Source organism: Nocardia sp. NPDC055002, from assembly GCF_053608825.1.
Genome location: NZ_JBSGWE010000009.1, coordinates 42,529 through 67,693, shown reverse-complemented (window position 1 = coordinate 67,693; position 25,165 = coordinate 42,529). Strand labels below are relative to the sequence as shown.

Here is a 25,165-nt window from a genome sequence, read left to right as displayed (position 1 = left end):
CCCTATGGTTGAGGTTGAGGGTTTAAGATCGAAGGAAGGCGAGAGCCCATGACGCCCCCGCACAACTACCTTGCAGTGATCAAGGTCGTCGGTATCGGCGGCGGCGGCGTGAACGCCGTCAACCGAATGATCGAACAGGGACTCAAGGGAGTCGAGTTCATCGCGGTCAATACCGACGCGCAAGCCCTGCTGATGAGTGATGCCGACGTCAAACTCGATGTCGGTCGTGAGCTCACCCGAGGCCTCGGTGCCGGAGCCGATCCGGAAGTCGGCCGCAAGGCCGCAGAGGACCACAAGGACGAGATCGAAGAGGTGCTCAAGGGCGCCGACATGGTCTTCGTCACGGCGGGCGAGGGTGGTGGCACCGGTACCGGTGGCGCCCCCGTCGTCGCCAGCATCGCCCGCAAGTTGGGCGCCCTGACTATAGGGGTCGTCACCCGGCCGTTCTCCTTCGAAGGAAAACGGCGCGGGAACCAGGCCGAAGTAGGGATCAACCTGCTTCGCGAGTCGTGCGACACCCTCATCGTCATTCCGAACGACCGGCTGCTGCAGCTGGGCGACGCCGCGGTGAGTCTGATGGACGCCTTCCGCTCCGCGGATGAGGTGCTACTCAACGGTGTTCAGGGTATTACCGACCTGATCACCACCCCCGGCCTGATCAACGTCGACTTCGCCGACGTCAAGAGCGTGATGTCGGGTGCCGGCTCGGCACTCATGGGCATCGGCTCGGCGCGGGGCGAGGGCCGTTCGGTGAAGGCGGCCGAGACGGCGATCAACTCGCCGCTGCTCGAAGCCTCCATGGACGGCGCGCACGGTGTGCTGCTCTCGATCGCGGGCGGTTCCGACCTCGGGCTGTTCGAGATCAACGAGGCGGCCTCGCTGGTGCAGGAGGCGGCCCACATCGAGGCCAACATCATCTTCGGTACGGTCATCGACGATTCGCTCGGCGACGAGGTGCGGGTCACCGTCATCGCCGCGGGATTCGACGGTGGCGGCCCGTCTCGGCGGAGTTCGGAGCCCAGCGCGGTCACGACCAGCCGGACCGGGACGAACCCGATCGGTTCCGGCCGCGCGGGGGAGATCGGCCAGGGACGTCCGTCGGAGGCGCCGTCGCGTCCCACCGAGCCCGCCACGGCCGGGGTGTCCGGTGGCCGGGCCGCCGCGCCGAACTACCGCGATACCGAGCGGTACCGGGAGTCGGAGCGTCAGCGGGTCACCGAACGCGCGATGAACCAGGTGAACAACCCGGAAGTGCGCGAAGGCGACGACGACGACGAGATCAACGTCCCGGACTTCATGCGTCGGTAAGCGTTCGCAGACACGAAAAGCGCCCGAACTCCTGTCGAGTTCGGGCGCTTTCGCGTGGTGGGAGGGGATCAGCCCTTGGCGCTGCCGAGGCAGTAAGTGATCTTCGGATCATTGACCACGAGCACCTGGTCGGCGTCCTCGCCGCACAGCTGCTCGTCGACCTGACCGTCGACGCGGGTGACGACCTTGAAGCTGGCGTCGGACGCGGTGCACGGCACGAACTTGTAGCCGGTCATCATGCCCTCGTTGTAGCAGCTGCCCTCCTTGAAATTCGGGGCCAGACAGAGGAACGCGACCGTACCGCCGCTGCCGAAGGTCTCCTCGTAGGACGTGTAGTCCTCGTGGCACTCGACCTTCTTGTCGTGGACCTGCACGACCTGGTAGACGGCGTTCTCGGCCGAGCACGGGACCGGCTCGGTCTTGGAGTCGATCACCGACGCCGAGATCACGTTGATGCACTCACCGACCTTCGAGCGGGCGGTGTCGGACTTGCTCGCGTCCTTGGCGACCTCGGTGACCTTGTCGACGGCCGAGCAACTCGCGGCACCGAGTGCCGCGACCGCCAGCAGTGCGAGCGAGAACCGCGAAACCATTCCCTTGCCGGTGAACGTCATGCGAACCTTCTTTCTGCAGAACCTCACCGCGGACCCTTCGGCGGTGTAGGCCCCGATCACCCAACCTCACCCGGCGCCGGCGAGCATCCGGGAAACCACGGTAATTCCGCCGCGGTGGCACCGTTATGCTCTGATCCGGCCGTCCACGGCCGATCTCGCCAGTGAGGTACGGAGTGTCATGTTCGAACGCGCATTCGTCGGCCGCACCGCCGAACTCGCCGCGCTGACGATGACTTTCACCGGCCCGGACGCGCCCTGGTTGCTGCTGGTCGACGGACCGGCCGGAATCGGCAAGTCCCGCTTGATCGCCGAGTTCGTCGGCGCGGCCCGCTGCCGGGTCCTGGTGGTCACCAGCGCCGAGGACGCCCAGTCGCAGCCGCACTATCTCGCCGATGACATCGTCGAACAGGTGGGCGGGAGCACGGGTGATGCGTCCGCGGCGGCACCGAAGGACTCGGGAGTGACGCCGGATTCACGCGACCATGCCGACCTGGTTCGCCACGTGCGGCGTGCGCTCGGCGCGGTCGAGACCCTGCTCGTTGTCGACGACGCGCAGTGGGCAGACCTGGAATCGGTGCGGCTGCTGGCCTTTCTGATCCGGAACCGGCCCGCGCGGGGATTCCGCCTGCTGCTCTCCTTCCGCGACGGTGGTTGCCCACCGTCGATCGCCCGATCGGTGCGCGCGCCGCAGGTGCGGACGGTGCACGTGCGGGTTCCACCGTTCACCGAGGCCGATGTCGACGGGTTGCTGCCGGGGGAGGACCCGGGTCGGCGGGCCAGATTGTTCGCCGCGTCCCATGGCAATCCGCTGTACCTGACGCTGCTCGCCGATCTGCCCGACCGCGAATTGGACCGGGCATTGCACGGGGAGGAACCCGACCCCGCGTCGAACGATTTCGCGGCGCTGGACCGGACGATCCGCGCCGAACTGGCCCAGCTTCCGGATACCGAGCGGCTCGTGGCGCAGGCCATCGCGGTGTGCGGACTGCCCCCTGACCTCGAACTGTTGTGCTCGACGGCCGATCTCGCGGAGGGTGCGGTGGTCGCGGCGGTGGATGGGCTGGTTCGGCGCGGAGTGGTCAGCATCGGCGACGGCGCGGTGACGTTCGCGCATCCGCTGATTCGCACGGCCGCCTACCGGCTGTCCGGCCACGGCTGGCGAGCGATGGCGCACCGCAGGGCCGCGCTCGCACTGCGCGCACGCGGTGCGTCGATGCCCTCGCGCGCACGTCATCTCGAGCACACGCTCCTCGGCGCCGACGAGATCGCGGGCGCGGAACTGCGACTGGCCGCCGAACAGGTGCTCGCCGACGCCCCGGCGGCGAGCGCCCGCTGGCTTTCGGCCGCCGTGCGGATCGCGCCCGCGACCGACGACCCGCTCGCCGACGCCTTGGCGCTGGGCCGGGCGCAATTGCTGTCCGGTGCGGCCGCACAGGCGGTGGAGACCCTCGAACCGGCTGCCGCGACCACGGGTCGGCACCAGTTGGAGGCGCTGCTGCTGTCGGCCCGTTGCGCGCGCATGCTCGGTCGCATCGACCAGGCGCGCACGCTGCTCGCGCACGGTGCGACGCTGCCTCGCCGCCCGGGCGACGGACCGGTGCAACTGGAACTCGCGATCCTGGAAATGCAGGACCGCCAGGACTCCGAAGGCCAGGCCCGCCTCACCGCGCTGTTCGACTCCGACGCCATCGACGACCCGGCCGTCCGCGCCGCCGCGACGGCCCTGCGCTGCCTCGGTCTCCTGGCCGACGCGCGCATCGCCGAGGCCGCCCAGCTCTACGACCCCTGTGGCCGAGCGTTCGGCGTGCTCACCGACACAGTCCTGCGTGAAGTGGTCCACGCCGCCCCCGCGTTCGGCTGGTGCGCGTACTTCCTCGACCGCGACGCCGACGGCCTGCACCACCTGGACCGCGCGATCGCGGTGAGCCGCCGCTTCGGCCGCACCTACGCTCTCGCCGAGCTCCACATGGTCCGCGCCTACTCGCTGGCCAAACTCGGCCGTCTCCACGACGCCATCGCCGCCGCCGATGAAGCCACCGACGCCGCGACCACCTTCGGCTATCCCGACCTGCTCTCCTTCGCAGGCGCGCTGAAACTGCGCACTCTCCAACTGACGGCCCCGGAGGCGGCGGTAACCACCCAGTGGCACACCGTTTCCGCGCTCGCGCGCCCCACCGTGCGCTGGTGGCGCCAGGTTGTGGAGACAACCCTCACCGAAGTCGCCCGCACCCTGGATCTGCCCGCCTGCGCACCCCCACCCCAGAACGGCCGCCCCGGCCCGCTCACCCCGACGCACCTGTCCAGGGCCGCCCGCGCCGCGATAGCCACCGGCGACCTCACCGCCGCCGCGGACCTGATCACTCGTGCCGAAGCGGCCGCCGCGGCGACCAGCCACGCCGTCCACCTCGGCGAGCATTCCGTCGCGACCGTGCAGATCACCCCGGGCGGTGACCTCGGCAGTCAGGTGGGCGCGGCCGCGCTGGCGCGGGCCGACTACGCCGCGACCACGGGCGAGCTGGCCGTCGCGGCAGCGGCTGCCGAGGTAGCGGTCGCGGCGTTCGCGCGTGCCGGAATGGTGGTGAACCGGGCACAGGCCGAATTGATCGCCGGTGTCGTCGCGGGCAGAGGTGGTGATTTCGGTCGCGCGACCAGTCGATTCGCCTCCGCACGCGCGGTCTTCCTCGCCACCGGGGCCACCCGGCTGCTCGACGAGGTGACCACCGAACAACGTCGTCTCGCAGGCGCCCAGCGGGTCGGCCCCCCGGCCGCGCTGACCAGGCGCGAACGCGAAGTCGCCGACCTGGCCGCCAACGGCCACACCAACAAGGCCATCGCCGAGCACCTCTGCCTCAGCCCCCGCACCGTCGAAGACCACCTCAGCCGAGTGCTGCGCAAACTGGGTCTGGCCGGCCGCGCGGGCATCGCGCGCAAGCTCGGCGAGCTCGACATCGCGGAGTCCACCGCGTGACCGGGCGCGCGGTCATCGCCGTAGCGGTCGACGGCGGCGGTCCGTTCGGTGCGGTCGGGCACCTGTCCGCCCTGTCGTTTCGGGCTTGACCGACGTCACTACGCGCGATGACCGCCCGACCCGGTGACCGCACTACGCTCGAACACATGACTTCCGCACCTCCTACCGTGACCGTTCGCCGGGTGACCACCACCCGCGCCGGTGGCTTCTCCGCCGCGCCCTACGACTCGTTCAACCTGGGTGACCACGTCGGTGACGATCCGGAAGCTGTGCGCCGTAACAGGATTCGGCTGGCCGAGGGCATCGGCCTCACTCCCGACCGGCTGGTGTGGATGGAGCAGGTACACGGGCGCACCGTCGAGATCGTCGACGGGCCGCGCGCCGAACCGGTGCCGGTGACCGACGCGCTGGTCACGACCGTGCCGGGACTGGCGCTGGTGGTGCTCACCGCCGACTGCGTGCCGATCCTGCTCTCCGACGACGAGGCCGGCGTCATCGCCGCCGTGCACGCGGGCCGCATCGGCGCCCGGATCGGCATCGTGCCGCGCGTGCTGGACGCGATGGTGTCGGTCGGCGCCCGCGTCGACCGCATCGGCGCCTTCCTCGGCCCCGCCGCCTCGGGTCGTCAGTACGAGGTCCCGGCCGCGATGCGCGCCGACGTCGAAGCCCACCTGCCCGGCAGCGCGACCACCACCGTCCGGAAAACTCCCGGTCTCGACCTGCGCGCGGGCATCCGCCGACAGCTCACCGAGGCGGGGGTCGCCGGAATCGCCGTCGACCCCCGCTGCACCATCGAGGACAAAACCCTGTTCAGCCACCGCCGCGGCGCCCCGACCGGCCGCATCGCCGGCGTGATCTGGATGGATGCCGCCGCATGACGACGGAAACCGCGACGGACCGCACCGCGGAGCTCTCGGCCCGTCTCGACGGGCTGCTCGCGCGCGTCGACGCCGCCGTCGACGCCGCCCGACGCCCGGCGGGCTCGGTCCGTCTGCTCCCGGTGACCAAGTTCTTCCCCGCCACCGATGTGGCCATCCTGCACGCCCTCGGCCGGCGCGAATTCGGTGAGTCGCGCGAGCAGGAAGCCTCGGCGAAGGTCGAGCAGCTGGCCTACGACGATGTCGAATGGCACATGATCGGCCGTTTACAACGCAACAAGGCGCGCTCGGTCGCGCGATGGGCGCACACCGTGGCCTCGGTCGACAGCGAACGTCTGGCAAACGCCCTGGACAGGGCTGCGCAGGACGCACTCGCAGCCGGCGAGCGTATCGCGCCGCTGCGGGTGCTGCTGCAGGTGAGCCTGGACGCCGACCCCGGACGCGGGGGTGTCGCACCGGCCGATCTGCTCGCCCTGGCCGACCTGGTAGCGAAGGCGCCCGGTCTGCATCTGGCCGGTCTGATGGCGATTCCGCCCCTTGACGTCCCGAGTCATGTGTCGTTTGCGAATCTTGCGACATTGCACACTTCGCTGCTCGCGCAACACGCCGAGGCCACCGACCTTTCTGCAGGTATGTCGGGTGATTTGGAGATTGCGGTCGAACACGGTTCGACGTGTGTGCGTGTCGGAACCGCCTTGATGGGCGCCCGGCCGATAACCTCGGCGTAGCAAAGAAACCTCACCAGTCACATTCGACACATACGATTGGGCTGAAGAGGCGCTGAGCAAGAACTTCAACACCCGGCCGCCACCGGGGCCGAAGGAAGGTCGACCAGATGAGTACCCTGCATAAGTTCAAGGCGTACTTCGGCATGGTTCCGCTCGATGAGTACGAAGACGACTACGTCGACGATCATGCCCCTCGCGGCGTCGAGGAGCGCGCGGGTCGCGTTCGTCCGCGCAGCTACGACCGTTATGCCGAAGACCGCTACGGCGCCGACCGTTTCGAGGACGAGGCCGACGACTTCCCGCAGCCGGCATACAAGTCGGCCTACCAGGCGCGTCGCGACGACTATGTCGCCGACACCTACGCCGACGATCGCTACGAGACGCCGCGTCGCCCCACCAGGATCGAAACGGCGCCGTCGTCGGGCCGGTCCTTCCGGGCAGGCGGTGTCGCACCCGGTATGCGCGGCTCCACTCGTGGTGCGCTCGCGGTCGATCCCGACGCCGAGGAGCGCAGGCTGGAGGAGCGCTTGCGCCCCGAGCCCGCCCCCGCGCGGCGTCCTGGGATCTTCGAGGACGGAGGTCCCTTGTCCAAGATCACCACGCTGCGTCCGCGCGATTACAGCGAGGCCAGGATCATCGGTGAACGGTTCCGCGAAGGGAATCCGGTCATCATGGACCTGGTCGACCTGAGCAATGCCGATGCCAAAAGGCTGGTCGATTTCGCGGCCGGACTCGCTTTCGCGCTGCGTGGTTCGTTCGACAAGGTGGCGACGAAGGTGTTCCTGCTCTCACCGGCCGATGTCGACGTATCAGCGGAAGAACGCCGCCGCATCGCCGAAAACGGCTTCTACAACCAGAAATAGAGAACGCACACCGGATACCGAGATGGCCGCCCGCGCACTGCGCGGCGCGGCCATTTTGCACCATGCCGATTTTGCGGCAGAGTGAAGCCGTGGCCCTGTTCGCGGTTCTGTACCTCGTGCTTTTCATCTTCTGGCTGTTGCTCATCAGTCGGGTGATCGTCGAGTTCATTCGCAGTTTCGCGCGCGACTGGCGCCCGACCGGTGTGGTGGTGATCGTCCTCGAGGTGATCTTCACCGTTACCGACCCCCCGGTGAAACTGCTGAGGCGGTTGATACCTCCTGTGAATCTTGGGGGGATTCGTCTCGATCTTTCGATAATGGTCCTGCTCTTCCTCGTCTTCATCCTGATGTCGATCGTGGGTAGGCTCGGTCAGCCCGTGACCTCCGTGTGACACAATGAATCGAGAAGACCGCTTGCTAGTTCTCCAAAAGACGCGTGAAGGGATCCTTCGATGCCGCTGACTCCTGCCGATGTGCACAACGTCGCGTTCAGCAAACCGCCGATCGGTAAGCGCGGCTACAACGAGGACGAGGTCGATGCCTTCCTGGATCTCGTCGAACAGGAGCTTTCGCGCCTGATCGAGGAGAACGCCGACCTGCGTCAGCGGGTCGCCGAACTCGACACCGAGCTGGCCGACGCCAAGAAGAACCGTGGTCCTGCCCCGGTCAGCGCCGTGAAGGCGCCCGTGCAGCAGGCACCTCCTCCCGCGCCGGAACCTGTTCCGCAGCCGGTTCCCGTCGCGCCGCCCGCCCCGATGCCCGTCGCGGCGCCGGCGCAGAACAACGGCCCCGACGCGAACATGCAGGCCGCGAAGGTGCTCACCCTGGCGCAGGAGATGGCCGACCGCCTGACCACCGACGCCAAGACCGAGGCCGAGGGGCTGCTCTCGAACGCGCGAGCAAACTCCGAGCGACTGGTTGGCGACGCCCGCACCCGTTCGGAAGCGATGATCGCCGACGCGCGTCAGAAGTCCGACGCGATGCTGGCCGACGCGCAGAACCGCTCCGACACCCAGATCCGGCAGGCCAAGGACAAGGCCGAGGCGCTCACCGCCGACGCCGAGCGTCAGCACGCCGAGATCATGGCCACGATCACTCAGCAGCGCACGGTGCTGGAAAGCCGCATCGAGCAGCTGAAGACCTTCGAGCGCGAGTACCGCGTGCGCCTGAAGTCCTACCTGGAATCGCAGCTGGAAGAGCTCGAGAACCGTGGGTCGGCCGTGCCGGTCGACGGTGGCGAGTTCGCGGGCGAAACCAACGGTTCGGCCAACAGTCTGGCTCCGGCTTCCTTCGCCAAGGGCGGCAAGTAAACTGGTTCCCGAGTCGCGCGACGCAGCGCGTCGCGTGATTCGGGAATGCCCAGTTATCGTCGGGCTGCTCGGTTGGCTTGGGAGTCACCATGCTCGTCTTGACGCTTGTTCTAGCGGCGATCGGCTTCGGACTGCTCGTCGCGGCGCTCGCCACCGGTTCGGTGGTGTGGGCGTGGGGATGCATTCTGATCTGCGTAGTCGGTGCCGCGAGTTTGCTCGTGAGCGCGCTGGCCACCCGAAAACCCGAGAGCGAACCGGCCTCACCCGGCCGACACGCCCGGCGGAACTGAACGGGCGCGGAATATCCACTGGACGCGCCCGGTTAGAATCGAACTACACATGGCGCTGATCCGGCTATCACCGGGGAGCCTTCGGAAGAACGGCGCGCAGCGCTCAGTAGAACCGAACGGGTGAGCCCGTCACAGCTCACACAACGAGAGGCCTGAACCCTTCGCAGGGAGTGGATCAGGCAAACGGGGTGGTACCGCGGTACGGCGCACCGGCGCCGACATCGTCCCCGTGCCCACATCTCGCGCTCACGGCGCGGCGGCACGAGGAGCAGATCCGCGATGGCGGACGAGACAACTACCGGTAGCGCATACCCCCGGGTCGATTTCGGCGCGGCTGCGGGCGCGACGTTCCCGGAGCTCGAAACCCAGGTGCTCGACTACTGGGCTCGCGACGACACCTTCCGCGCCAGCATCGACAATCGCGACGGTGAGGGTGAGTTCGTCTTCTACGACGGGCCCCCGTTCGCCAACGGCCTGCCGCACTACGGGCACCTGCTGACCGGCTACGTCAAGGACCTGATCCCGCGCTTCCAGACCATGCGCGGCAAGAAGGTCGACCGCCGCTTCGGCTGGGACACCCACGGTCTGCCCGCCGAGATCGAAGCCGAGAAGCAGCTCGGCATCACCGACAAGGCCCAGATCGACGAGATGGGGCTGGCCGAGTTCAACGCCGCCTGTAAGTCGTCGGTGCTGCGCTACACCGGTGAGTGGCGCGATTACGTCACCCGGCAGGCCCGCTGGGTCGACTTCGACAACGACTACAAGACCCTCGACCTCGACTTCATGGAGTCGGTCATGTGGGCGTTCAAGTCACTGCACGAGAAGGGCCTGATCTACCAGGGCTTCCGCGTGCTGCCCTACAGCTGGTACGAGCAGACGCCGCTGTCGAACCAGGAGACCCGCCTCGACGACGCGTACAAGATGCGTCAGGACCCCGCGGTCACCGTCGACATGCGCCTGTCCGTCCCCGCCGAGCACCCGTTCGCCGCGCTGGACGGCGCGAACGCGCTGATCTGGACCACCACGCCGTGGACTTTGCCGTCCAACCTCGCGATCGCGGTGCACCCCGACGTGCGCTATGTGCACGTGCGCGGCGCCGACGACAAGCGCTACCTGCTCGCCGCCGAACGTCTGTCGCACTACAGCCGCGAACTGGGCGAGGAGCCGGAGGTGCTCGGCGAGTACGACGGTGCGGCCCTGGCCGACCTGTCCTACGCCCCGCCGTTCGACTTCTTCGTCGGCCACCCGAACTCGCACCGCGTGCTCACCGCCGACTACGTCACCACCGACTCCGGCACCGGCATCGTCCACCTCGCACCGGCTTTCGGTGAAGAGGACATGGACGTGGCCTCGGCCAACGGCATCGAGATCGTCCAGCCACTGGACCCGGCGGGCAAGTTCACCTCGATGGTGCCGCCGTACGAGGGTCTGATGGTCTTCGACGCCAACCCGGTGATCATCAAGGACCTCAAGGCCGCCGGAAAGCTGTTGCGGCACGAGACGATCGAGCACTCGTACCCGCACAGCTGGCGCTCCGGTCAGCCGCTGATCTATATGGCCGTGCCGTCCTGGTTCGTCGCGGTCACCAAGTTCCGCGACCGGATGGTGGAGCTGAACCAGCAGATCAGCTGGGTGCCCGAGCACATCCGCGACGGACAGTTCGGCAAGTGGCTCGAAGGCGCGCGCGACTGGAACATCAGCCGAAATCGCTACTGGGGCAGCCCGATCCCGGTCTGGGTCTCCGACGATCCGGCCTACCCGCGCGTGGACGTCTACGGTTCGCTGGACCAGCTCGAAGCCGACTTCGGCGTGCGCCCCACCGACCTGCACCGCCCGCACATCGACGACCTCACCCGGCCCAATCCCGATGACCCTACCGGGAATTCGACGATGCGCCGGGTCCCCGAGGTGCTCGACTGCTGGTTCGAGTCGGGCTCGATGCCCTACGCCCAGGTGCACTACCCGTTCGAGAACAAGGAGTGGTTCGACAGCCACTTCCCCGGCGATTTCATCGTCGAGTACAACGGGCAGACTCGCGGCTGGTTCTACACGCTGCACGTGCTCTCGACCGCGCTGTTCGACTCGCCGTCGTTCAAAACCGTGGCCGCGCACGGCATCGTGCTCGGTGAGGACGGCCTGAAGATGTCGAAGTCGAAGGGCAACTACCCCGACGTCAACGAGGTATTCGACCGCGACGGTTCCGACGCCATGCGCTGGTTCCTGATGAGCTCGCCCATCCTGCGCGGTGGCAATCTCATCGTCACCGAGCGTGGCATCCGCGAGGGCGTGAGCCATGCGATGCGGCCGCTGTGGAACGCGTGGACCTTCCTGCAGCTCTACGCCTCGAAGCCCGGTGTGTGGCGCACGGATTCGCCGAATGTGCTCGATCGCTACATCCTGGCCAAGCTCGCGGTCACCCGCGACGTGGTCACCGAGGCGCTGGAGACCTACGACATCGCCGGTGCCGCCGACGAGTTGCGTGGGTTCGCCGACGCGCTCACCAATTGGTATGTGCGCCGGTCGCGTTCGCGGTTCTGGTCCGAGGATCGCGACGCGGTCGACACCCTGCACACGGTGCTGGAAGTGGTCACCCGGCTCGCGGCGCCGCTGCTGCCGCTGATCACCGAGGTGATCTGGCGCGGGCTCACCGGCGAGCGCTCGGTGCACCTCACCGACTGGCCGACCGAGACCGAGCTGCCGCACGATCCCGACCTTGTCGCCGCTATGGACGAGGTGCGGGTCGTGTGCTCGACGGTGCTGAGCCTGCGCAAGGCGCAGAACCTGCGGGTGCGGTTGCCCCTGGCCGAGGTCACCATCGCCGCGGCCGATGCCGAGCGGCTCGCGCCGTTCACCGAGCTGATCGCCGACGAGGTCAACGTCAAGAAGGTCGACCTGACCACCGACGTCTCCGCGCACGGCAGGTTCGAGCTGGTCGTGAACGCGCGCGCCGCTGGCCCGCGCATCGGCAAGCAGGTCCAGACGGTGATCAAGGCCGTGAAGGCGGGGGAGTGGAGCGAGTCCGCCGACGGTGTCGTCACCGCCGCGGGGATCACCCTGCTGCCCGAGGAGTACACCCAGCGTCTGGTGGCCGCCGAACCCGAGTCCACCGCCGCCCTGCCCGGCAATGCCGGCCTGGTGGTGCTGAACTCGGTGGTCACCGAGGATCTGGAGGCCGAGGGCTGGGCCCGCGACCTGATCCGCGACCTGCAGGAAACCCGCAAGTCGCAGGGGCTGGAGGTGTCCGACCGGATCAGTGTGGTGCTGGACGTACCCGCCGAGCGGGCCGAGTGGGCCGCGACCCACCGCGACCTGATTGCCGGGGAAATCCTCGCCACCGCACTGACTTTCGGTGATGCCGGTGCCGATGCCGCCGAGATCACGGGCGGCGTGAAGGTGTCGGTCACGAAGGTCTAGTACTTCGAGACAGCGAAAGGGCGGGACCTGCCGGTCCCGCCCTTTTTCGCGTGAATGCGGTTACTCGACAACCAGTTCCACCGGGATGTTGCCCCGAGTGGCGTTGGAGTACGGGCACACCTGGTGGGTCGCCTCGATGAGCTGCTGCCCCTGCTCGTTGTGCAGGTGCTCGGGCAGTTCCACGCGCAGCACGACCGAGAGTCCGAACCGGCCGCCGTCGAGGGGGTTCAGGCCGACTTCGGCGGTCACCGACGCGTCGTCGGCGTCCAGCTTCATCCGCTTGGAGACCAACTGCAGCGCACTGGCGAAACAGGCCGAATAGCCCGCCGCGAAGAGTTGCTCCGGGTTGGTGCCCGCGCCGTCGCCGCCCATCGCCTTGGGGCGGGCGAGCGTCAGATCGAGCACGCCGTCGTCGGTGTAGGAACGGCCGTCGCGGCCGACCGAGGTGGCTACTGCGGTGTAGATGGGTGCCATGGTGTCCTCCTAGACAGACTTGTCTGTTCGCTTGTGTCCTCAGAGTAGACAGACCTGTCTGGTATCGTCAAGGGAAAGCGCTGAATCCCGGAAAGGACACAGGTCAGGCGATGAGTGCGGCTCGTGAACGTCTGCTCGATACGGCAACCCGGTTGTTCTATACCGAGGGTGTCCACACGGTGGGCATCGACCGGATCATCGCCGAGGCCGGCATCGCCAAGGCCACGTTCTACCGGCACTTCAAGAGCAAAGACGACCTGGTAGTCGCCTATTTGCAGCGCGAATACGCGCGCCAGCGCGAGGCGCTGGAATCGGTCGAGGGCGAAGGCTTCGCCGCGGTCACCACCATCTTCGACGCGCTCCGTGACATCAGTTGCGGCCCCGGCTTCCGTGGCTGTCCTTTCCTCAACGCCGCCGTCGAATTCACCGACCCGCAACACCCGGTCCGCCGCGTCGTCGACGACTACCGCACCTGGTTCCGTGAACTCATGGCCGAACACCTCCGCGCCGGCGGTCACTCCGCCCCCGACGACGCGGCCCGCGCCCTGCTGCTCACCCGCGACGGCGTCACCATCAGCGGCGGCGTAGGCGACAACGACACCGTGCGCGCCGGCATCGAGGCGGCGCTGAAACTCATCGGCTGATCACGTGAGAAGACGGGGAACTCGCCGGGTGCGCCCACACGGCCCGGCTACCTCCTGGCCACGCCGTCACGACCGGCGGAAGTCGGGGAGAGGCCGCACAGTCGTGCAGAATTGTGGCGTTACTGCTGATGCGCATGGAACCGCTGAGGCGACAGTGACTGCTCGTGACGTTTGTCCTGTGGAAACGGTGCCGCGCCGATGATGGCGACATCCCGGCGCGACACCGGATCAGTGGGTGGCTCACCCGGATCAGGCGATGCCGCCCGATAGCCGACCAGCCGGAAGCTCAGCTCCCGGCCGTGAGGAAGAGCGCGCACATGAAGCGAGAACTCCTGGGACGGTTGGCCTTCGGCTTCGTCGCCACCGTCACCACCACCATCGTCCTCGCTGGGCCCGCGTGGTCGCAGCCGGGCAGCTCGTCGGGCTCGGGGACGTCAGGTTCCTCGTCGGGTAGTTCCAGTGGCTCCGGCATGATTCCGCTGCCCAGCGCCACCGGCATCGGCGCGCTCACCGCCGCCATGACCCAGCTCGGCAAACCCTACGAGTGGGGCGCCATGGGGCCGCACTCCTGGGACTGCTCGGCGCTGGTCCAGTGGGCGTTCCGGCAGGTCGGCGTCACCTTGCCACGCACCACGTGGGAGCAGGCGAAGGTCGGCCTCCCGGTGACCTTCGGCGGCCTGGCACCCGGCGATGTCGTCATCCTCAACGGCGACGGCTCCCACGTCGGCATCTACGCGGGCATGGGCCAGCTGCTCGACGCCCACGACTGGGGCGTCCCGGTCGGCCTGCACCCGTTGCGCGAATTCGATATCTTCGCGATTCGCCGGTTCTAGTTCTCGTCCACCAGCTGACGCAACAGCGGGCCGTATTCGGGATGGGCCAGTGCCGAGGCGAACTGGGCCACCAGGTAGTCGGCGGGGTTGCCGGTGTCGTACCAGCGGCCCTGGATGACCTGGCCGTACACCGCGTGCTCGGCGGCGTAGTTGTTGATCGCGTCGGTCAGGTACACCTCGCCGGTCTGGTGGGTGTACCAGTTCTCGGTCTGGATGCGCAGCTCGTCGATGATGCCCGGCGTCACCACGTAGCCACCGATCGCCGCGAAGGCCGACGGCGCGTCTTCGGGCTTGGGCTTCTCCATCAGGCCGGAGATGCGCAGCAGCCCGTCGTCGAGGTCCTCACGCACCACGGGCACGCCGTAGCGCTGCGATTCGCCCGGCGACATCGGCAGCAGCGCCAACACCGGGCATCCGGTGGATTCGTAGGCGGTGATCAGCTGCTGAGCGCGCGGTACCTCGGCGACGAACACGTCGTCGGGCCACAGCACCAGCATCGGTTCGTCGCCCAGATGACGTGCGGCGTTGAGCACCGGCGTGCCGTTGCCGTACGGGCCGTGCTGGTCGAGGTAGGTGATGTGGCCCTCGCGGGAGAGCTCGCCGACCTCCTCCACGGCGTCGGCGTAGGCGGACTTGCCGTCGGCGCGCAGCTGCGCGACCAGTGCCGGATTCGGCCGGAAGTGATCCTGGATCAACGACTTGCCGCTGCTCACGACGATGGTGATGTCGGTGATCCCGGAGGCCACCAACTCACGCACGGTGTGCTCGATGACCGGTTTGTCCCCGACCGGCAGCATCTCCTTCGGCGTCGCCTTGGTCAGCGGAAGCAGCCGGGAGCCGATTCCCGCCGCCGGAATGACAGCCTTGCGGATCTTCATCTCCCGATCATCACATATTCGGCTGTGTGATCGGTGTGCGACGGCTGGCAACGGGCTCGAGGAATTGTCGGTGACCCGGCGTAGATTGCGCTCGTGAGCACTCACACTCCTGCCGCCGGGGCTCCGGCCAGGCCAGATGCGGCGGTCACCGCCCGTCGCTGGGTGCTGCACATCGATATGGACGCATTCTTCGCCTCGGTCGAACAATTGACCAGACCCACGCTGCGCGGCCGTCCGGTCCTCGTGGGTGGGGCGAGCCAGCGTGGCGTCGTCGCGGGGGCCAGCTACGAGGCTCGGGTCTACGGCGCGCGTTCGGCCATGCCGATGCACCAGGCCCGGCGGCTCATCGGCGTGTCGGCGGTGGTCGTCCCGCCGCGTGGCGCGCTGTACTCGGTGCTGAGCGGGCAGGTGTTCGACGCGTTGCGCAGCTGTGTCCCGGTGCTGGAGACGCTGTCGTTCGACGAGGCCTTCGCCGAACCGGCCGAGCTGGCGGGAGCGAGTGTCGCGCAGGTCGAGGACTACTGCGCGATGCTGCGCGCGCTCGTCCGAGCGCAGACCGGGCTCACCGCCTCGATCGGCGCGGCGACCGGGAAACAACTCGCCAAGATCGGCTCCGGTCTCGCCAAACCCGACGGGATGCGGGTCATCTCGCCCTCGGAACAGGGCGAGCTGCTCGCCTCGCTGCCGGTGCGCAAGCTGTGGGGGATCGGCCCGGTAGCCGAGTCGAGGCTGCGCAGCCTCGGCATCGAGACGGTCGGCGCGTTCGCCGCGCTGCCGGAATCGGAGGCGGTCTCGACCCTCGGGGGCAGCATGGGCGCCGCCCTGCACCGGCTCGCGCGCGGGATCGACGACCGGCCGGTCACCGAACGCGCCGAGGCCAAGCAGATCAGCGCCGAGAACACCTACGAGCGCGACATCGTCACGATGGCCGACCTGCGGGCCGCCGTCACCGCGATGGCCGCGTCGGCGCATCGCAGACTCGAACGCGACGGCCGTGCCGCCCGCACCGTGGTCCTCAAGCTCAAGAAGTCCGATATGGGCATCGTGACCAGGTCCTTCACCCTGCCGTACGCCACCGCCGACCTGACCACCCTGGCCGCGGCCGCGCAGCGTTCGGCGATCGATCCCGCGGAGCTGGGCCCGATCCGGCTCGTCGGCGTCGGGTACGGGGGATTGTCGCTGGTGCGCCAGGAATCGCTGTTCCCCGAACTGGATCAGGCGGTACCCGCCGATCTCGGCACCGTCGAGGATCCGCCGCCGCCGTCGCCGGACGAGCCGAATCTGCCTGCGGGACTGTGGTTTCCTGGCATGGATGTGCATCATCCGGAATTCGGGCACGGCTGGGTGCAGGGCGCGGGCTACGGCGTGGTGACCGTGCGTTTCGAGACCAGCTCGACAGGTCCCGGTGCGGCGCGTACCTTTCCAGCCGACGACACGGGGCTGACACGGGCCGATCCGCTCGCCAGTCTCGCGTGAAGAGTAGCCTCGGCTACCGCGATGGAACGACTCCCACCTCGAACGCAAAGGACGAGCAGTTGAAGCTTCGTACGACCGGACGTGTAGCGATCGCCGGACTGGCCGTGGTCGCCGCCCTCGGCCTGAGCGCGTGCAGCGACGACAAGGGTGACAAGCCCGCCGCCAAAGCCACCACGAGCGCGAAGGCTTCGGCTTCGGCGGCCGCGGACCTGCCCCCCGTGCCGACCGTGGAACAACTCAACCAGCAGCTCACCACCGCGCTGGATCCCTCGGTCCCCAACGACCAAAAACTGGACTTCGTGCAGGGCGGCGAGGCCGACCCCGAGCTGCCGAACCGCTTGGCCCAGGCCGCCTCGGACGCCAATGTCCAGGTGCAGGTCACCGAGGTGACCTCCTTCGGTGACAGCGTCAACGCCAAGGCCAACTTCACCGTCAACGGCCAGACCAACGTCGTCGACGTGCCGTTCGTGGCCGAAGACGGCAAGTGGAAGGTCCAGAAGTCGTGGGCCTGCGGCATGATGACCAACCTGGGCCAGACCTCGGTCGCCTGCCCCTGATCTGCCACGCTCGAGCCCCGTTCGGATGTTTCCGGGCGGGGCTTTCGCGTGTGAGTCGCGACGGTGTTTCGCCTGCTGCCGGTGGCGCGGCTACTATCGGGCCCCGTGGTAGAGACGATCGTGCGGCAGGGGCATCCGCCCAAGATTGTGTCGGAGCCGGCGCGACGTGATCGCCCGGGGTGGGCGCGCATCGTCGCGATCGTCGCGGGACTGATCGGCATTCTCAGCGCCGCGGTGATCCCGTTCCTGCCCGTGCGGGTCGACGCCGCGACGGTGTCCTGGCCCCAGCAGGGGTCGCCCGCCGCGGTCGAATCGCCGCTCGTCGCCTACGCGCCCGCCGCCCTCTCGGCGACGGTGCCGTGTGCCGCGCTGAGTTCGCTGGCCGCGACCGGCGGTGTCGCGGTCTCGACCGTGCCGCGGCAATCGGCCGATATGGAGAAGTACGGCTTCGTCGTGAAGGTGGTCGCCGACACCGCCGAACGCCCCGGCCGGGTGGACGTGGTCTCGCGCTCGACCCTGGTGTGGACGGCACCGCTCGCCGACGTGCTCGACCGGTCCTGCGCGCTGACGATCGCGATCACTCCGCAGGAATCCACGGTCACCACAACAGGTCTCGGTGCGGGCGCCGCCGTGGCCGCCGATCTGCGTCCCCAGGTCGTGGGCGTTTTCAGTGAACTCACCGGCGCCGCCCCCGCCGACCTCGCGGTGCGCGTCGATGTCGACGCCCGCTACACGTCGTCGCCGACCTGGCTCAAACTGGCCGCCATCGTGCTGTGCCTGCTGGCCACCGCGGTCTCGTTGTTCGCCCTGCACCGTCTCGACGCCCTCGACGGCCGCTCCGCGCGCCGGTTCCTGCCGCAACGCTGGTGGCGGCTGCGCCCGGTCGACTGGCTGGTGTTCGCGGTGCTGCTCGTCTGGCATTTCATCGGCGCCAACACCTCCGACGACGGCTACATCCTCGGAATGGCGAGGGGCGCGCGCAGTTCGGGCAACATGTCCAACTACTACCGCTGGTTCAGCGTCGACGAGGGCCCGTTCTACACCCCGTACGTCGACATCATCGGCTGGCTCACCCACATCTCCGCGGTCAGCCCGCTGGTCCGGCTGCCTGCCCTCGGTGCGGGCGTGCTCACCTGGTGGTTGATCAGCCGCGAAGTGCTGCCCCGCCTCGGCGTCGCGGTGCGCCGTGAACGCATCGCCACCTGGACCGCGGCCTTCGTCTTCCTGGCCTTCTGGCTGCCCTACAACAACGGGCTGCGTGCGGAATTCGTTGTCGCGCTGGGCGTTCTGGTCACCTGGGTATCGGTCGAACGAGCGATCGCGACCCGGCGGCTCGTGCCGTTCGCCGTCGCGGTGATCGTGGCCGCCTTCACCCTCACCGGCGCACCCTCGGGCCTGATCTGCCTCGGCGCGCTGGTGGCCGGTGCGCGTGTCGTCACCGCGATGATCGTGACGCGGTCGAAGTCGGTGGGCTACCTCGCGCAACTGCTGCCGATCCTGGCCGCGGGCACGGTGGTGCTCACCGTCGTCTTCGCCGACCGGACGTTCGCGGGGGTGCGGGAGATGTTCGCCGTGCACAGCGTGATCGGGCCGGGGGAGTCCTGGTTCTTCGAGTTCCTGCGTTATCAATATCTTCTGCAGCTCAATGCTGATGGCTGGCTGACCAGGCGATTCGGTGTCTTCGCGATGCTGATCGGCCTGATCGTGTGCACTGCCGTCATGCTGCGGCGCGGCGGCCATATCCCCGGCATCGCCGTCGGCCCGACTCGGCGCATGCTCGGCATCACCCTCGCCGCCATGGTGCTGATGATGTTCTCGCCCACCAAGTGGACCCACCAGTTCGGCGTGTTCGCGGGCCTGGCCACCTGTGTCGCCGCGGTGACGGCGGTCGCGGTGAGCGCGCACGTCCTGCGGCCGATGCGCAATCGCGCGCTGTTCGCCGCGGGTGTCTTCTTCGCCCTCGCCATGACCTGGGTCGGCGCCAACGGCTACTGGTACGTCTCCTCGTGGGGGATCCCCTGGTGGGACAAGCCGCCGACCGTCGCCGGATACGGCGTCTCGACCTTGTTCGTCGGTCTGACCCTGCTCGCGCTCGCCGCGGCGGCGTGGTACCACGTCCATCCGAACCTGAACCCCAAGGCCAAGGTCGGCTGGTTCGCGGGGACACCCGTTCTCGCTGTCGCCGCCGCGCTGATGGTGCTGTTCGAGGTGGCCTCGTTCGCCAAGGCCACTGTCGCCCAGTACCCCGCGTACTCCCTCGCCGGCTCCAACCTCTCTGCCGCCTTCGCCGGTGGGTGTGGGATGGCCGACGAGGTGCTCGTCGAAACAGACCCGAACGCCTCGATGCTCGCGCCGCTGTCCGGCGACCTGACCAGCACGATGAACGGCACCGACTCGACCGGCTTCCGGGCCGGCGGTGTCGCGCCGGTGCTCACCTCCGACGAGGTGGAATCGACCACCGGCCAAGCGAATTCGGTATCCGACGACCCCGACAAGCTGCGCGACGCCTCCACCTCGGCGGGCTCGGAATCACGACAGGGCTCGCTGCAGCTGCCCTTCGGTCTCGACCCCGCGACCCCGGTTCTCGGCAGCTACCGCCCCGGCACCCAGGAGCCCGCGGCGCTGACCACGGGCTGGTTCCGGCTGCCCGACGGCCCGCGCGGCCCGCTGCTGGCGATGTCGGTGGCAGGCCGGATCCGCTCGGTCGACGCCGACGGCATCGTCCACCCCGGCCAGGAACTGGCCCTCGAATACGGCACCGCCGCGGCCGACGGCACTGTCACCGTGACCGGCCAGATCGCGCCGACCGATATCGGCCCGGCGCCGATGTGGCGCAATCTGCGTGTCCCGATGGATCAGCTGCCGTCCGAGACCAGCGTGGTCCGCTTGGTCGCCGCCGACAAGGACCTCGGCCCCGACCAGTGGCTCGCGCTCACCCCGCCGCGCATGCCGCAGACCACCACGCTCAGCGCGCTGGTCGGCCGTGAGGCGCCGGTGCTGCTGGATTGGGCTGTGGGACTGCACTTCCCGTGCCAGAACCAGATGCCCACCTACAACGGCATCGCCGAACTCCCCGAATACCGCATCCTGCCCGACCGCAACGGCGCCACCATCACCAACCTCTGGCAGGGCCACGACGGTGGCGGCCCGCTCGGCTGGACCCAGCTCCTCTTCACCGCCCGCACCCTGCCGACGTACCTGAACAACGACTGGGACAGGGACTGGGGCTCCCTCGAGCAGTACCTTCCCCTCGACGCCACCGCCGGTCCCGCGAAGGTCACCGTCGACTCCGAAAACCGCTGGGGCACCTGGACCCCCGGCCCGATCATCACTGCCTGGTAGTCATACCGGTGGATAGCTGATCACCACGCTGTCAGGGGAGCATCGCCGAGTGCGGTCCGCCACCACGGTGGGGTGATCGGCTGCCCACCTTCAGCGGGAGTTGGTGGCGATGCGCAGAGCCAGATCGGGGAGGTCGGCGCCGGTGAGGCCGGGGTAGCCGTGGAGGATGGCGCGCCAGCGGGCGGGGACCGCCGAGGCGCCCCAGCGGGCGCCGAGGAGGCCCCCCGCGATGGCCGCGGTGGTGTCGGTGTCGTTTCCGGCACGGACACATGCCTCCAAGGCGAGCGGAAGGTGCTCCGGCGTCGACTGATCGGTGGTCGTGATCGCCCACCACGCGGTCTGGAGGGCGTGCACGACCCAGCCGTTGTTCGGGAAGTCGGCGGGCGTGCCCTTCTCCGCTTCGTCGAGACGGTCGGTCCAATAGGCGGACTGCGGTGAGCCGCTGACGTATTCGCGAACGCCGTCGAAATCGGCGTTCAGTACCGCATGCCGGATCGCGTAGGTCCACATCTTGCACGCCTCGACAGCGTTGTCGTCGTAGTGCGTGAGCAACCCGACCCGGCCCGCCGCCGCGACGCATTCGGCCGCGTCGTCGAGATAGGCCAGCGCGACCGGCGCGGTCCGCATCAGCGAGCCGTTGCCGCCGGTTCGGCCGGTGAGCGACATCGCCACCGCCTGCATGTCCAGTGCGGAGGAAGGTCTGGCGGACAACACGTTTCGCGTCTGGTTCCCGATGTCCGGCGGCTTCGAGTCGTACCAGGAGACGAACCCGGCCGCGACCGCGTCGAGATCGATGCCCGGCCCACTGGACGCGGCTACCGCCACGGCGACCGACATCGACGTATCGTCGGTCCACTCGCCCGGCGCCCAGTCGAATACCCCGCCGCCGATCATGTCGATCACCGTGTCCGGTCCGGGATGTGTGAACTCGTAGCCTGCCCCCAGCGCGTCGCCGGCGGCGGTACCGACCAGCACGCCGGCGACCCGATCCGAGTACCCCGCATCGTGCACAGAATCCACCCCTCTCGGGTGTGCCCACTATCCGATTGTCCGATGGGCAAGCCTACCGGTCGGCTTGTGGTCCACCGGCGATTCGTGCCGGTGTGACACCGAATCGAGCTTCGGGTGTGACACCGAACGGGCTAGTGCGTGGCCGCGTCCGCCGTCTCGGCCACCGAGAGCTGCCTGGTGCGGCGCGCACGCAGCAGGGCGTCGGTGGTGAACACCGCCAGCGCCGTCCAGATCAGGGCGAATCCGGCCCAGCGCGACACAGGCATGGGTTCGTGCATGACCGCCACCCCCCAGGCCATCTGCAGGGCGGGGGTGAGGTATTGCAGGATGCCCATGGTCGAGAGCGGGACCCGCTTGGCCGCCACGGCGAACAGCAGCAGCGGCAGCAGCGTGACGGGCCCGGTCGCCAGCATGAGACCGAAATGAGCGGGGCTGGAGGTCATCTCGCTGCGGCCGGTGGCTATCAAGACGATCAGAAAGGCCAGGGCGAACGGCACGGCGACAATCCCCTCGGCCGCGATGCCGGGGAGCGCGTCGAGCCGGATCACCTTCTTCACCAGCCCGTAGGCGGCGAACGAGCAGGCCAGGATCAGCGCGATCACCGGCGGCCTGCCGTAGTCGACGGTCAGCACCACCACCGCCAGCGCGCCCAGCCCCAACGCCACCCACTGCGCCCTGGTGAGCCGCTCCCGGAACAGCAACACGCCGATGGCGACGGTGACCAGCGGATTGATGAAGTAGCCGAGCGCGCATTCGACGATGTGCCCGGTGGTGACGCCGAAGACGTACACGCCCCAGTTCAGCGACAAGGCCGCCGAGGCCGCGGCCGCCAGGCGCCAGGTTCTGGCATCGATGCCGCGCAGGTTCCCCAGCCGTCCCGTCAGCGTGAGTACCAGCAGGACCACGACCAGCGTCCACACGATCCGCTGTGCCACCACCTCGGCGGGGGAGGCGAACGACAACAGCCCGAAGAAGGCGGCGAACGAACCCCAGATGAGGTAGGCCCCCGCCCCGAAAACGACACCGGGCGGGGATGAGCTGCGCTGCATTCATCCCATGTTACGACCGGCTAATCTGGCGAGCATGTCCATTTCCGTGCAGGAACCGGCGGCTGCCGGGCTCACCGCCGCACAGGTCGACGAGCGCCGCCGCGACGGGCGCACCAACGATGTCCCCGCCAGGGCGAGCCGGTCGGTCGGCGAGATCGTCCGCGCGAATGTGTTCACCCGCATCAATGCCATTCTCGGTGTGCTGTTCCTGCTGGTGCTGTCGACGGGCTCGATCATCGACGGCATGTTCGGGCTGCTCATCGTGGCCAACAGCGCGGTCGGCATCATCCAGGAGGTCAGGGCGAAGCGGACCCTGGACGAGCTGGCGATCGTCAGCCAGGCCAAGCCGACGGTGCGCCGCGACGGCGTCGCCCAGCAGATCTCCCCCGGCGAGGTGGTGCTCGACGATCTGATCGAGCTCGGCCCCGGCGACCAGATCGTGGTCGACGGTGAGGTCGAGGAGGCCGCCGCGCTCGAGATCGACGAATCGCTGTTGACCGGCGAGGCCGACCCGATCGACAAGGGCGTCGGCGCGCCGGTGATGTCGGGCAGTTTCGTGGTGTCGGGTTCGGGCGCCTACCGCGCGACCAAGGTCGGCAAGGACGCCTACGCGGCGAAACTGGCCGAGGAGGCCAGCAAGTTCACGCTGGTGCACTCCGAATTGCGCTCGGGCATCGACAAGATCCTGAAATTCATCACCTACCTGCTCATTCCCGCCGGCCTGCTCAGCATCTACAACCAGCTGGTCTCGAGCGGGGAATCGTGGCGCCCGGCCGTTACCGGCATGGTCGCGGCGTTGGTGCCGATGGTCCCCGAGGGCCTGGTCCTGATGACGTCGATCGCCTTCGCGGTCGGTGTGGTCCGCCTGGGTAAACGCCAGTGCCTGGTGCAGGAATTGCCCGCGATCGAGGGCCTGGCCAGGGTCGACGTGGTGTGCGCCGACAAGACCGGCACCCTCACCGAGAACGGCATGCGCCTGGCGCAGGTCGAACCGCTCGGCGCGTTCGACGAGGCGCAGGTGAAGGCCGCGCTGGCCGCGCTCGCGAGCGACGACCCGCGGCCCAATGCCAGCGTCCAGGCCATCGCCGAAGCGCTGCCCGACTCGCCCGGCTGGTCGCAGACCGCCGTCGCGCCCTTCTCCTCGGCCAAGAAGTGGAGCGGCATTTCCTATGGCGCCCACGGTGATTGGCTGCTCGGCGCCGCCGACGTGCTGCTCGACCCCGCCTCCGAGGACGCCGCCCACGCCGAGCAGCTCGGCTCGTCGGGCCTGCGCGTGCTGCTGCTGGCGCGCAGCGACCGCTCGGTCGACGCCGACGACGCGCCCGGCCGGGTCGAGCCGGCCGCGCTGGTGGTGCTCGAGCAGAAGGTGCGTCCCGACGCCAAGGCGACGCTGGAGTATTTCGCGAGCCAGCAGGTGTCGATCAAGGTGATCTCCGGCGACAACGCCGTCTCGGTCGGCGCGGTCGCCTCCTCGCTCGACCTGCCCGGCGGTGACCACGCCGTCGACGCGCGCACCCTGCCCGACGATCCGGCCGCGCTCGCCGACGTGCTCGATCACGAAACCACCTTCGGCCGGGTGCGTCCCGACCAGAAGCGCGCCATGGTCGGTGCTCTGCAATCGCGCGGGCACACCGTTGCCATGACCGGGGACGGCGTCAACGACGTGCTGGCGCTCAAGGACGCCGATATCGGTGTCGCGATGGGCGCCGGTAGCCCGGCCACCCGCGCGGTGGCGCAGATCGTGTTGCTGGACAACAAGTTCGCGACCCTGCCGTATGTGGTGGGGGAGGGGCGCCGGGTGATCGGCAATATCGAACGCGTCTCGAACCTGTTCCTCACCAAGACCGTGTACTCGGTGCTGCTGGCCTTCCTCGTCGGCATCGCAGGGGTGGGCTCGCAGATCTTCGGTTACGACCCCATCGGGTATCCGTTCCTGCCGCGTCATGTCACCATCGCGGCCTGGTTCACCATCGGCATCCCCGCGTTCGTGCTCTCGCTCGCGCCCAACAACGAGCGCGCCCGCACCGGCTTCGTCGGCCGGGTGATGCGCCTGGCCGTGCCCTCCGGCGTGGTGATCGGCGTGGCGACATTCGTGGCCTACCTCATCGCCTACGCCGGGCCGGAAGCCACCGAAACGCAGAAGGTGCAGGCGGGCACCACCGCCTTGATCACCCTGATCATGATCGCGGTGTGGGTGCTCGTGCTGGTCGCGCGACCCTATGTGTGGTGGAAGGTGGTGCTGATCGCGGTGTCCGTGCTGGCCTATGTCGCACTGTTCACGATCCCGTTCACCCGCGAGTTCTTCAAACTCGACCCGTCCAACCCGCGTCTGACGCTGGCGGCGGTGGTCTGCGGTGTGATCGGCATCGTGCTGGTCGAGCTGGCATGGTGGGTGCAGGCGCGGCGCTCGGGCGGCGCGGGCAAGCTCTTTCCCCCGGTGGGCGCGCAGGGGGCGTGACCGACCGCTGACCCGGGTCGGGTGGTTTCGAGAACCCTTGTGCCGGACGAACATTCGGTGTTGGAGTACC

The 25,165-nt window shown here is 68.5% G+C and carries 20 protein-coding genes; 15 read left to right on the top strand and 5 right to left on the bottom strand.

Annotated elements, in window-relative coordinates:
- Positions 1 to 48: 48 nt before the first annotated feature.
- Positions 49 to 1,308: a cell division protein FtsZ gene (ftsZ, locus tag ACWF99_RS29010; protein WP_378636693.1), complete on the top strand. Its 1,260-nt coding sequence runs from the start codon at positions 49 to 51 to the stop codon at positions 1,306 to 1,308.
- A gap of 68 nt (positions 1,309 to 1,376) precedes the next feature.
- Here the strand turns inward: ftsZ and ACWF99_RS29005 are convergent, their stop codons facing one another.
- A complete protein-coding gene (locus ACWF99_RS29005; protein ID WP_378636696.1) occupies positions 1,377 to 1,922 on the bottom strand; it encodes an LppU/SCO3897 family protein in 546 nt (181 codons plus the stop codon).
- 178 nt (positions 1,923 to 2,100) lie between these two features.
- Here ACWF99_RS29005 and ACWF99_RS29000 point away from each other — a divergent pair, with 178 nt between their 5' ends.
- From ACWF99_RS29000 to ileS, 8 genes are all read left to right on the top strand, one after another.
- Positions 2,101 to 4,890, top strand: coding sequence for an AAA family ATPase (locus ACWF99_RS29000; protein ID WP_452537936.1), 2,790 nt, complete (start codon positions 2,101 to 2,103; stop codon positions 4,888 to 4,890).
- 146 nt (positions 4,891 to 5,036) lie between these two features.
- Positions 5,037 to 5,768 (top strand): peptidoglycan editing factor PgeF, encoded by a 732-nt coding sequence (gene pgeF / locus ACWF99_RS28995; RefSeq protein ID WP_452537935.1) that lies wholly within the window; start codon positions 5,037 to 5,039, stop codon positions 5,766 to 5,768.
- Positions 5,765 to 6,496, top strand: coding sequence for a YggS family pyridoxal phosphate-dependent enzyme (locus ACWF99_RS28990; protein WP_452537934.1), 732 nt, complete (start codon positions 5,765 to 5,767; stop codon positions 6,494 to 6,496). Before pgeF ends, ACWF99_RS28990 begins: the two co-directional genes overlap by 4 nt.
- Before the next feature lie 107 nt (positions 6,497 to 6,603).
- On the top strand, positions 6,604 to 7,359 hold the full coding sequence (locus tag ACWF99_RS28985; RefSeq protein WP_378636706.1) for a cell division protein SepF: 756 nt from the start codon (positions 6,604 to 6,606) through the stop codon (positions 7,357 to 7,359).
- A gap of 89 nt (positions 7,360 to 7,448) precedes the next feature.
- Positions 7,449 to 7,751: a YggT family protein gene (locus ACWF99_RS28980; protein ID WP_056816435.1), complete on the top strand. Its 303-nt coding sequence runs from the start codon at positions 7,449 to 7,451 to the stop codon at positions 7,749 to 7,751.
- Between the two features lie 60 nt (positions 7,752 to 7,811).
- The gene (wag31, locus tag ACWF99_RS28975) at positions 7,812 to 8,669 is read left to right on the top strand and encodes a DivIVA-like cell division protein Wag31 (protein WP_101463560.1); all 858 of its coding nucleotides are present in this window, start codon (positions 7,812 to 7,814) and stop codon (positions 8,667 to 8,669) included.
- A gap of 89 nt (positions 8,670 to 8,758) precedes the next feature.
- On the top strand, positions 8,759 to 8,959 hold the full coding sequence (locus tag ACWF99_RS28970) for a hypothetical protein (protein ID WP_378636709.1): 201 nt from the start codon (positions 8,759 to 8,761) through the stop codon (positions 8,957 to 8,959).
- A gap of 279 nt (positions 8,960 to 9,238) precedes the next feature.
- A complete protein-coding gene (ileS, locus tag ACWF99_RS28965) occupies positions 9,239 to 12,373 on the top strand; it encodes an isoleucine--tRNA ligase (protein WP_452537933.1) in 3,135 nt (1,044 codons plus the stop codon).
- A 60-nt stretch (positions 12,374 to 12,433) separates the two neighbouring features.
- Here ileS and ACWF99_RS28960 read toward each other — a convergent pair whose 3' ends face one another.
- Positions 12,434 to 12,847 carry an organic hydroperoxide resistance protein gene (locus tag ACWF99_RS28960; RefSeq protein WP_378636713.1) on the bottom strand — a complete coding sequence of 138 codons (414 nt, stop codon included), beginning with the start codon at positions 12,845 to 12,847 and terminating at the stop codon, positions 12,434 to 12,436.
- A 110-nt stretch (positions 12,848 to 12,957) separates the two neighbouring features.
- Here ACWF99_RS28960 and ACWF99_RS28955 point away from each other — a divergent pair, with 110 nt between their 5' ends.
- Both ACWF99_RS28955 and ACWF99_RS28950 read left to right on the top strand, forming a co-directional pair.
- A complete protein-coding gene (locus tag ACWF99_RS28955) occupies positions 12,958 to 13,491 on the top strand; it encodes a TetR/AcrR family transcriptional regulator (protein WP_378636714.1) in 534 nt (177 codons plus the stop codon).
- 317 nt (positions 13,492 to 13,808) lie between these two features.
- Positions 13,809 to 14,324, top strand: a complete 516-nt coding sequence (locus ACWF99_RS28950; protein WP_378636717.1) for an NlpC/P60 family protein — start codon at positions 13,809 to 13,811, stop codon at positions 14,322 to 14,324.
- On the opposite strand, the gene ACWF99_RS28945 is transcribed toward ACWF99_RS28950, so the two are convergent.
- Positions 14,321 to 15,202 carry a UTP--glucose-1-phosphate uridylyltransferase gene (locus ACWF99_RS28945; protein ID WP_056816413.1) on the bottom strand — a complete coding sequence of 294 codons (882 nt, stop codon included), beginning with the start codon at positions 15,200 to 15,202 and terminating at the stop codon, positions 14,321 to 14,323. The genes ACWF99_RS28950 and ACWF99_RS28945 overlap by 4 nt on opposite strands.
- A gap of 177 nt (positions 15,203 to 15,379) precedes the next feature.
- Between ACWF99_RS28945 and ACWF99_RS28940 the strand changes: the two genes are divergently transcribed.
- The 3 genes from ACWF99_RS28940 to ACWF99_RS28930 all read left to right on the top strand — a co-directional run bounded on the left by ACWF99_RS28940 (position 15,380) and on the right by ACWF99_RS28930 (position 20,577).
- Positions 15,380 to 16,678, top strand: a complete 1,299-nt coding sequence (locus tag ACWF99_RS28940; protein ID WP_378636840.1) for a DNA polymerase IV — start codon at positions 15,380 to 15,382, stop codon at positions 16,676 to 16,678.
- Between the two features lie 59 nt (positions 16,679 to 16,737).
- A complete protein-coding gene (locus ACWF99_RS28935; protein WP_378636720.1) occupies positions 16,738 to 17,235 on the top strand; it encodes a hypothetical protein in 498 nt (165 codons plus the stop codon).
- 105 nt (positions 17,236 to 17,340) lie between these two features.
- Positions 17,341 to 20,577, top strand: a complete 3,237-nt coding sequence (locus ACWF99_RS28930) for an arabinosyltransferase domain-containing protein (RefSeq protein ID WP_452537932.1) — start codon at positions 17,341 to 17,343, stop codon at positions 20,575 to 20,577.
- A 90-nt stretch (positions 20,578 to 20,667) separates the two neighbouring features.
- Here ACWF99_RS28930 and ACWF99_RS28925 read toward each other — a convergent pair whose 3' ends face one another.
- Both ACWF99_RS28925 and rarD read right to left on the bottom strand, forming a co-directional pair.
- Positions 20,668 to 21,597, bottom strand: coding sequence for an ADP-ribosylglycohydrolase family protein (locus ACWF99_RS28925; protein ID WP_378636724.1), 930 nt, complete (start codon positions 21,595 to 21,597; stop codon positions 20,668 to 20,670).
- A 122-nt stretch (positions 21,598 to 21,719) separates the two neighbouring features.
- Positions 21,720 to 22,637, bottom strand: a complete 918-nt coding sequence (rarD, locus tag ACWF99_RS28920; RefSeq protein WP_378660504.1) for an EamA family transporter RarD — start codon at positions 22,635 to 22,637, stop codon at positions 21,720 to 21,722.
- Positions 22,638 to 22,671: 34 nt separating this feature from the next.
- Between rarD and ACWF99_RS28915 the strand changes: the two genes are divergently transcribed.
- Positions 22,672 to 25,095 carry a cation-translocating P-type ATPase gene (locus ACWF99_RS28915; RefSeq protein ID WP_378636728.1) on the top strand — a complete coding sequence of 808 codons (2,424 nt, stop codon included), beginning with the start codon at positions 22,672 to 22,674 and terminating at the stop codon, positions 25,093 to 25,095.
- Positions 25,096 to 25,165: the final 70 nt, after the last annotated feature.

Coding starts and splice junctions, on each gene's coding strand:
- ACWF99_RS28990 (WP_452537934.1), top strand. CDS start 5,765: ATGACGACGGAAACCGCGACGGACCGCACCGCGGAGCTCTCGGCCCGT.
- ACWF99_RS28970 (WP_378636709.1), top strand. CDS start 8,759: ATGCTCGTCTTGACGCTTGTTCTAGCGGCGATCGGCTTCGGACTGCTC.
- ACWF99_RS28915 (WP_378636728.1), top strand. CDS start 22,672: ATGTCCATTTCCGTGCAGGAACCGGCGGCTGCCGGGCTCACCGCCGCA.
- wag31 (WP_101463560.1), top strand. CDS start 7,812: ATGCCGCTGACTCCTGCCGATGTGCACAACGTCGCGTTCAGCAAACCG.
- ACWF99_RS28985 (WP_378636706.1), top strand. CDS start 6,604: ATGAGTACCCTGCATAAGTTCAAGGCGTACTTCGGCATGGTTCCGCTC.
- rarD (WP_378660504.1), bottom strand. CDS start 22,637: ATGCAGCGCAGCTCATCCCCGCCCGGTGTCGTTTTCGGGGCGGGGGCC.
- ACWF99_RS28945 (WP_056816413.1), bottom strand. CDS start 15,202: ATGAAGATCCGCAAGGCTGTCATTCCGGCGGCGGGAATCGGCTCCCGG.
- pgeF (WP_452537935.1), top strand. CDS start 5,037: ATGACTTCCGCACCTCCTACCGTGACCGTTCGCCGGGTGACCACCACC.
- ACWF99_RS28960 (WP_378636713.1), bottom strand. CDS start 12,847: ATGGCACCCATCTACACCGCAGTAGCCACCTCGGTCGGCCGCGACGGC.
- ACWF99_RS29005 (WP_378636696.1), bottom strand. CDS start 1,922: ATGACGTTCACCGGCAAGGGAATGGTTTCGCGGTTCTCGCTCGCACTG.
- ileS (WP_452537933.1), top strand. CDS start 9,239: ATGGCGGACGAGACAACTACCGGTAGCGCATACCCCCGGGTCGATTTC.
- ACWF99_RS29000 (WP_452537936.1), top strand. CDS start 2,101: ATGTTCGAACGCGCATTCGTCGGCCGCACCGCCGAACTCGCCGCGCTG.
- ACWF99_RS28950 (WP_378636717.1), top strand. CDS start 13,809: ATGAAGCGAGAACTCCTGGGACGGTTGGCCTTCGGCTTCGTCGCCACC.
- ftsZ (WP_378636693.1), top strand. CDS start 49: ATGACGCCCCCGCACAACTACCTTGCAGTGATCAAGGTCGTCGGTATC.
- ACWF99_RS28940 (WP_378636840.1), top strand. CDS start 15,380: ATGGACGCATTCTTCGCCTCGGTCGAACAATTGACCAGACCCACGCTG.
- ACWF99_RS28955 (WP_378636714.1), top strand. CDS start 12,958: ATGAGTGCGGCTCGTGAACGTCTGCTCGATACGGCAACCCGGTTGTTC.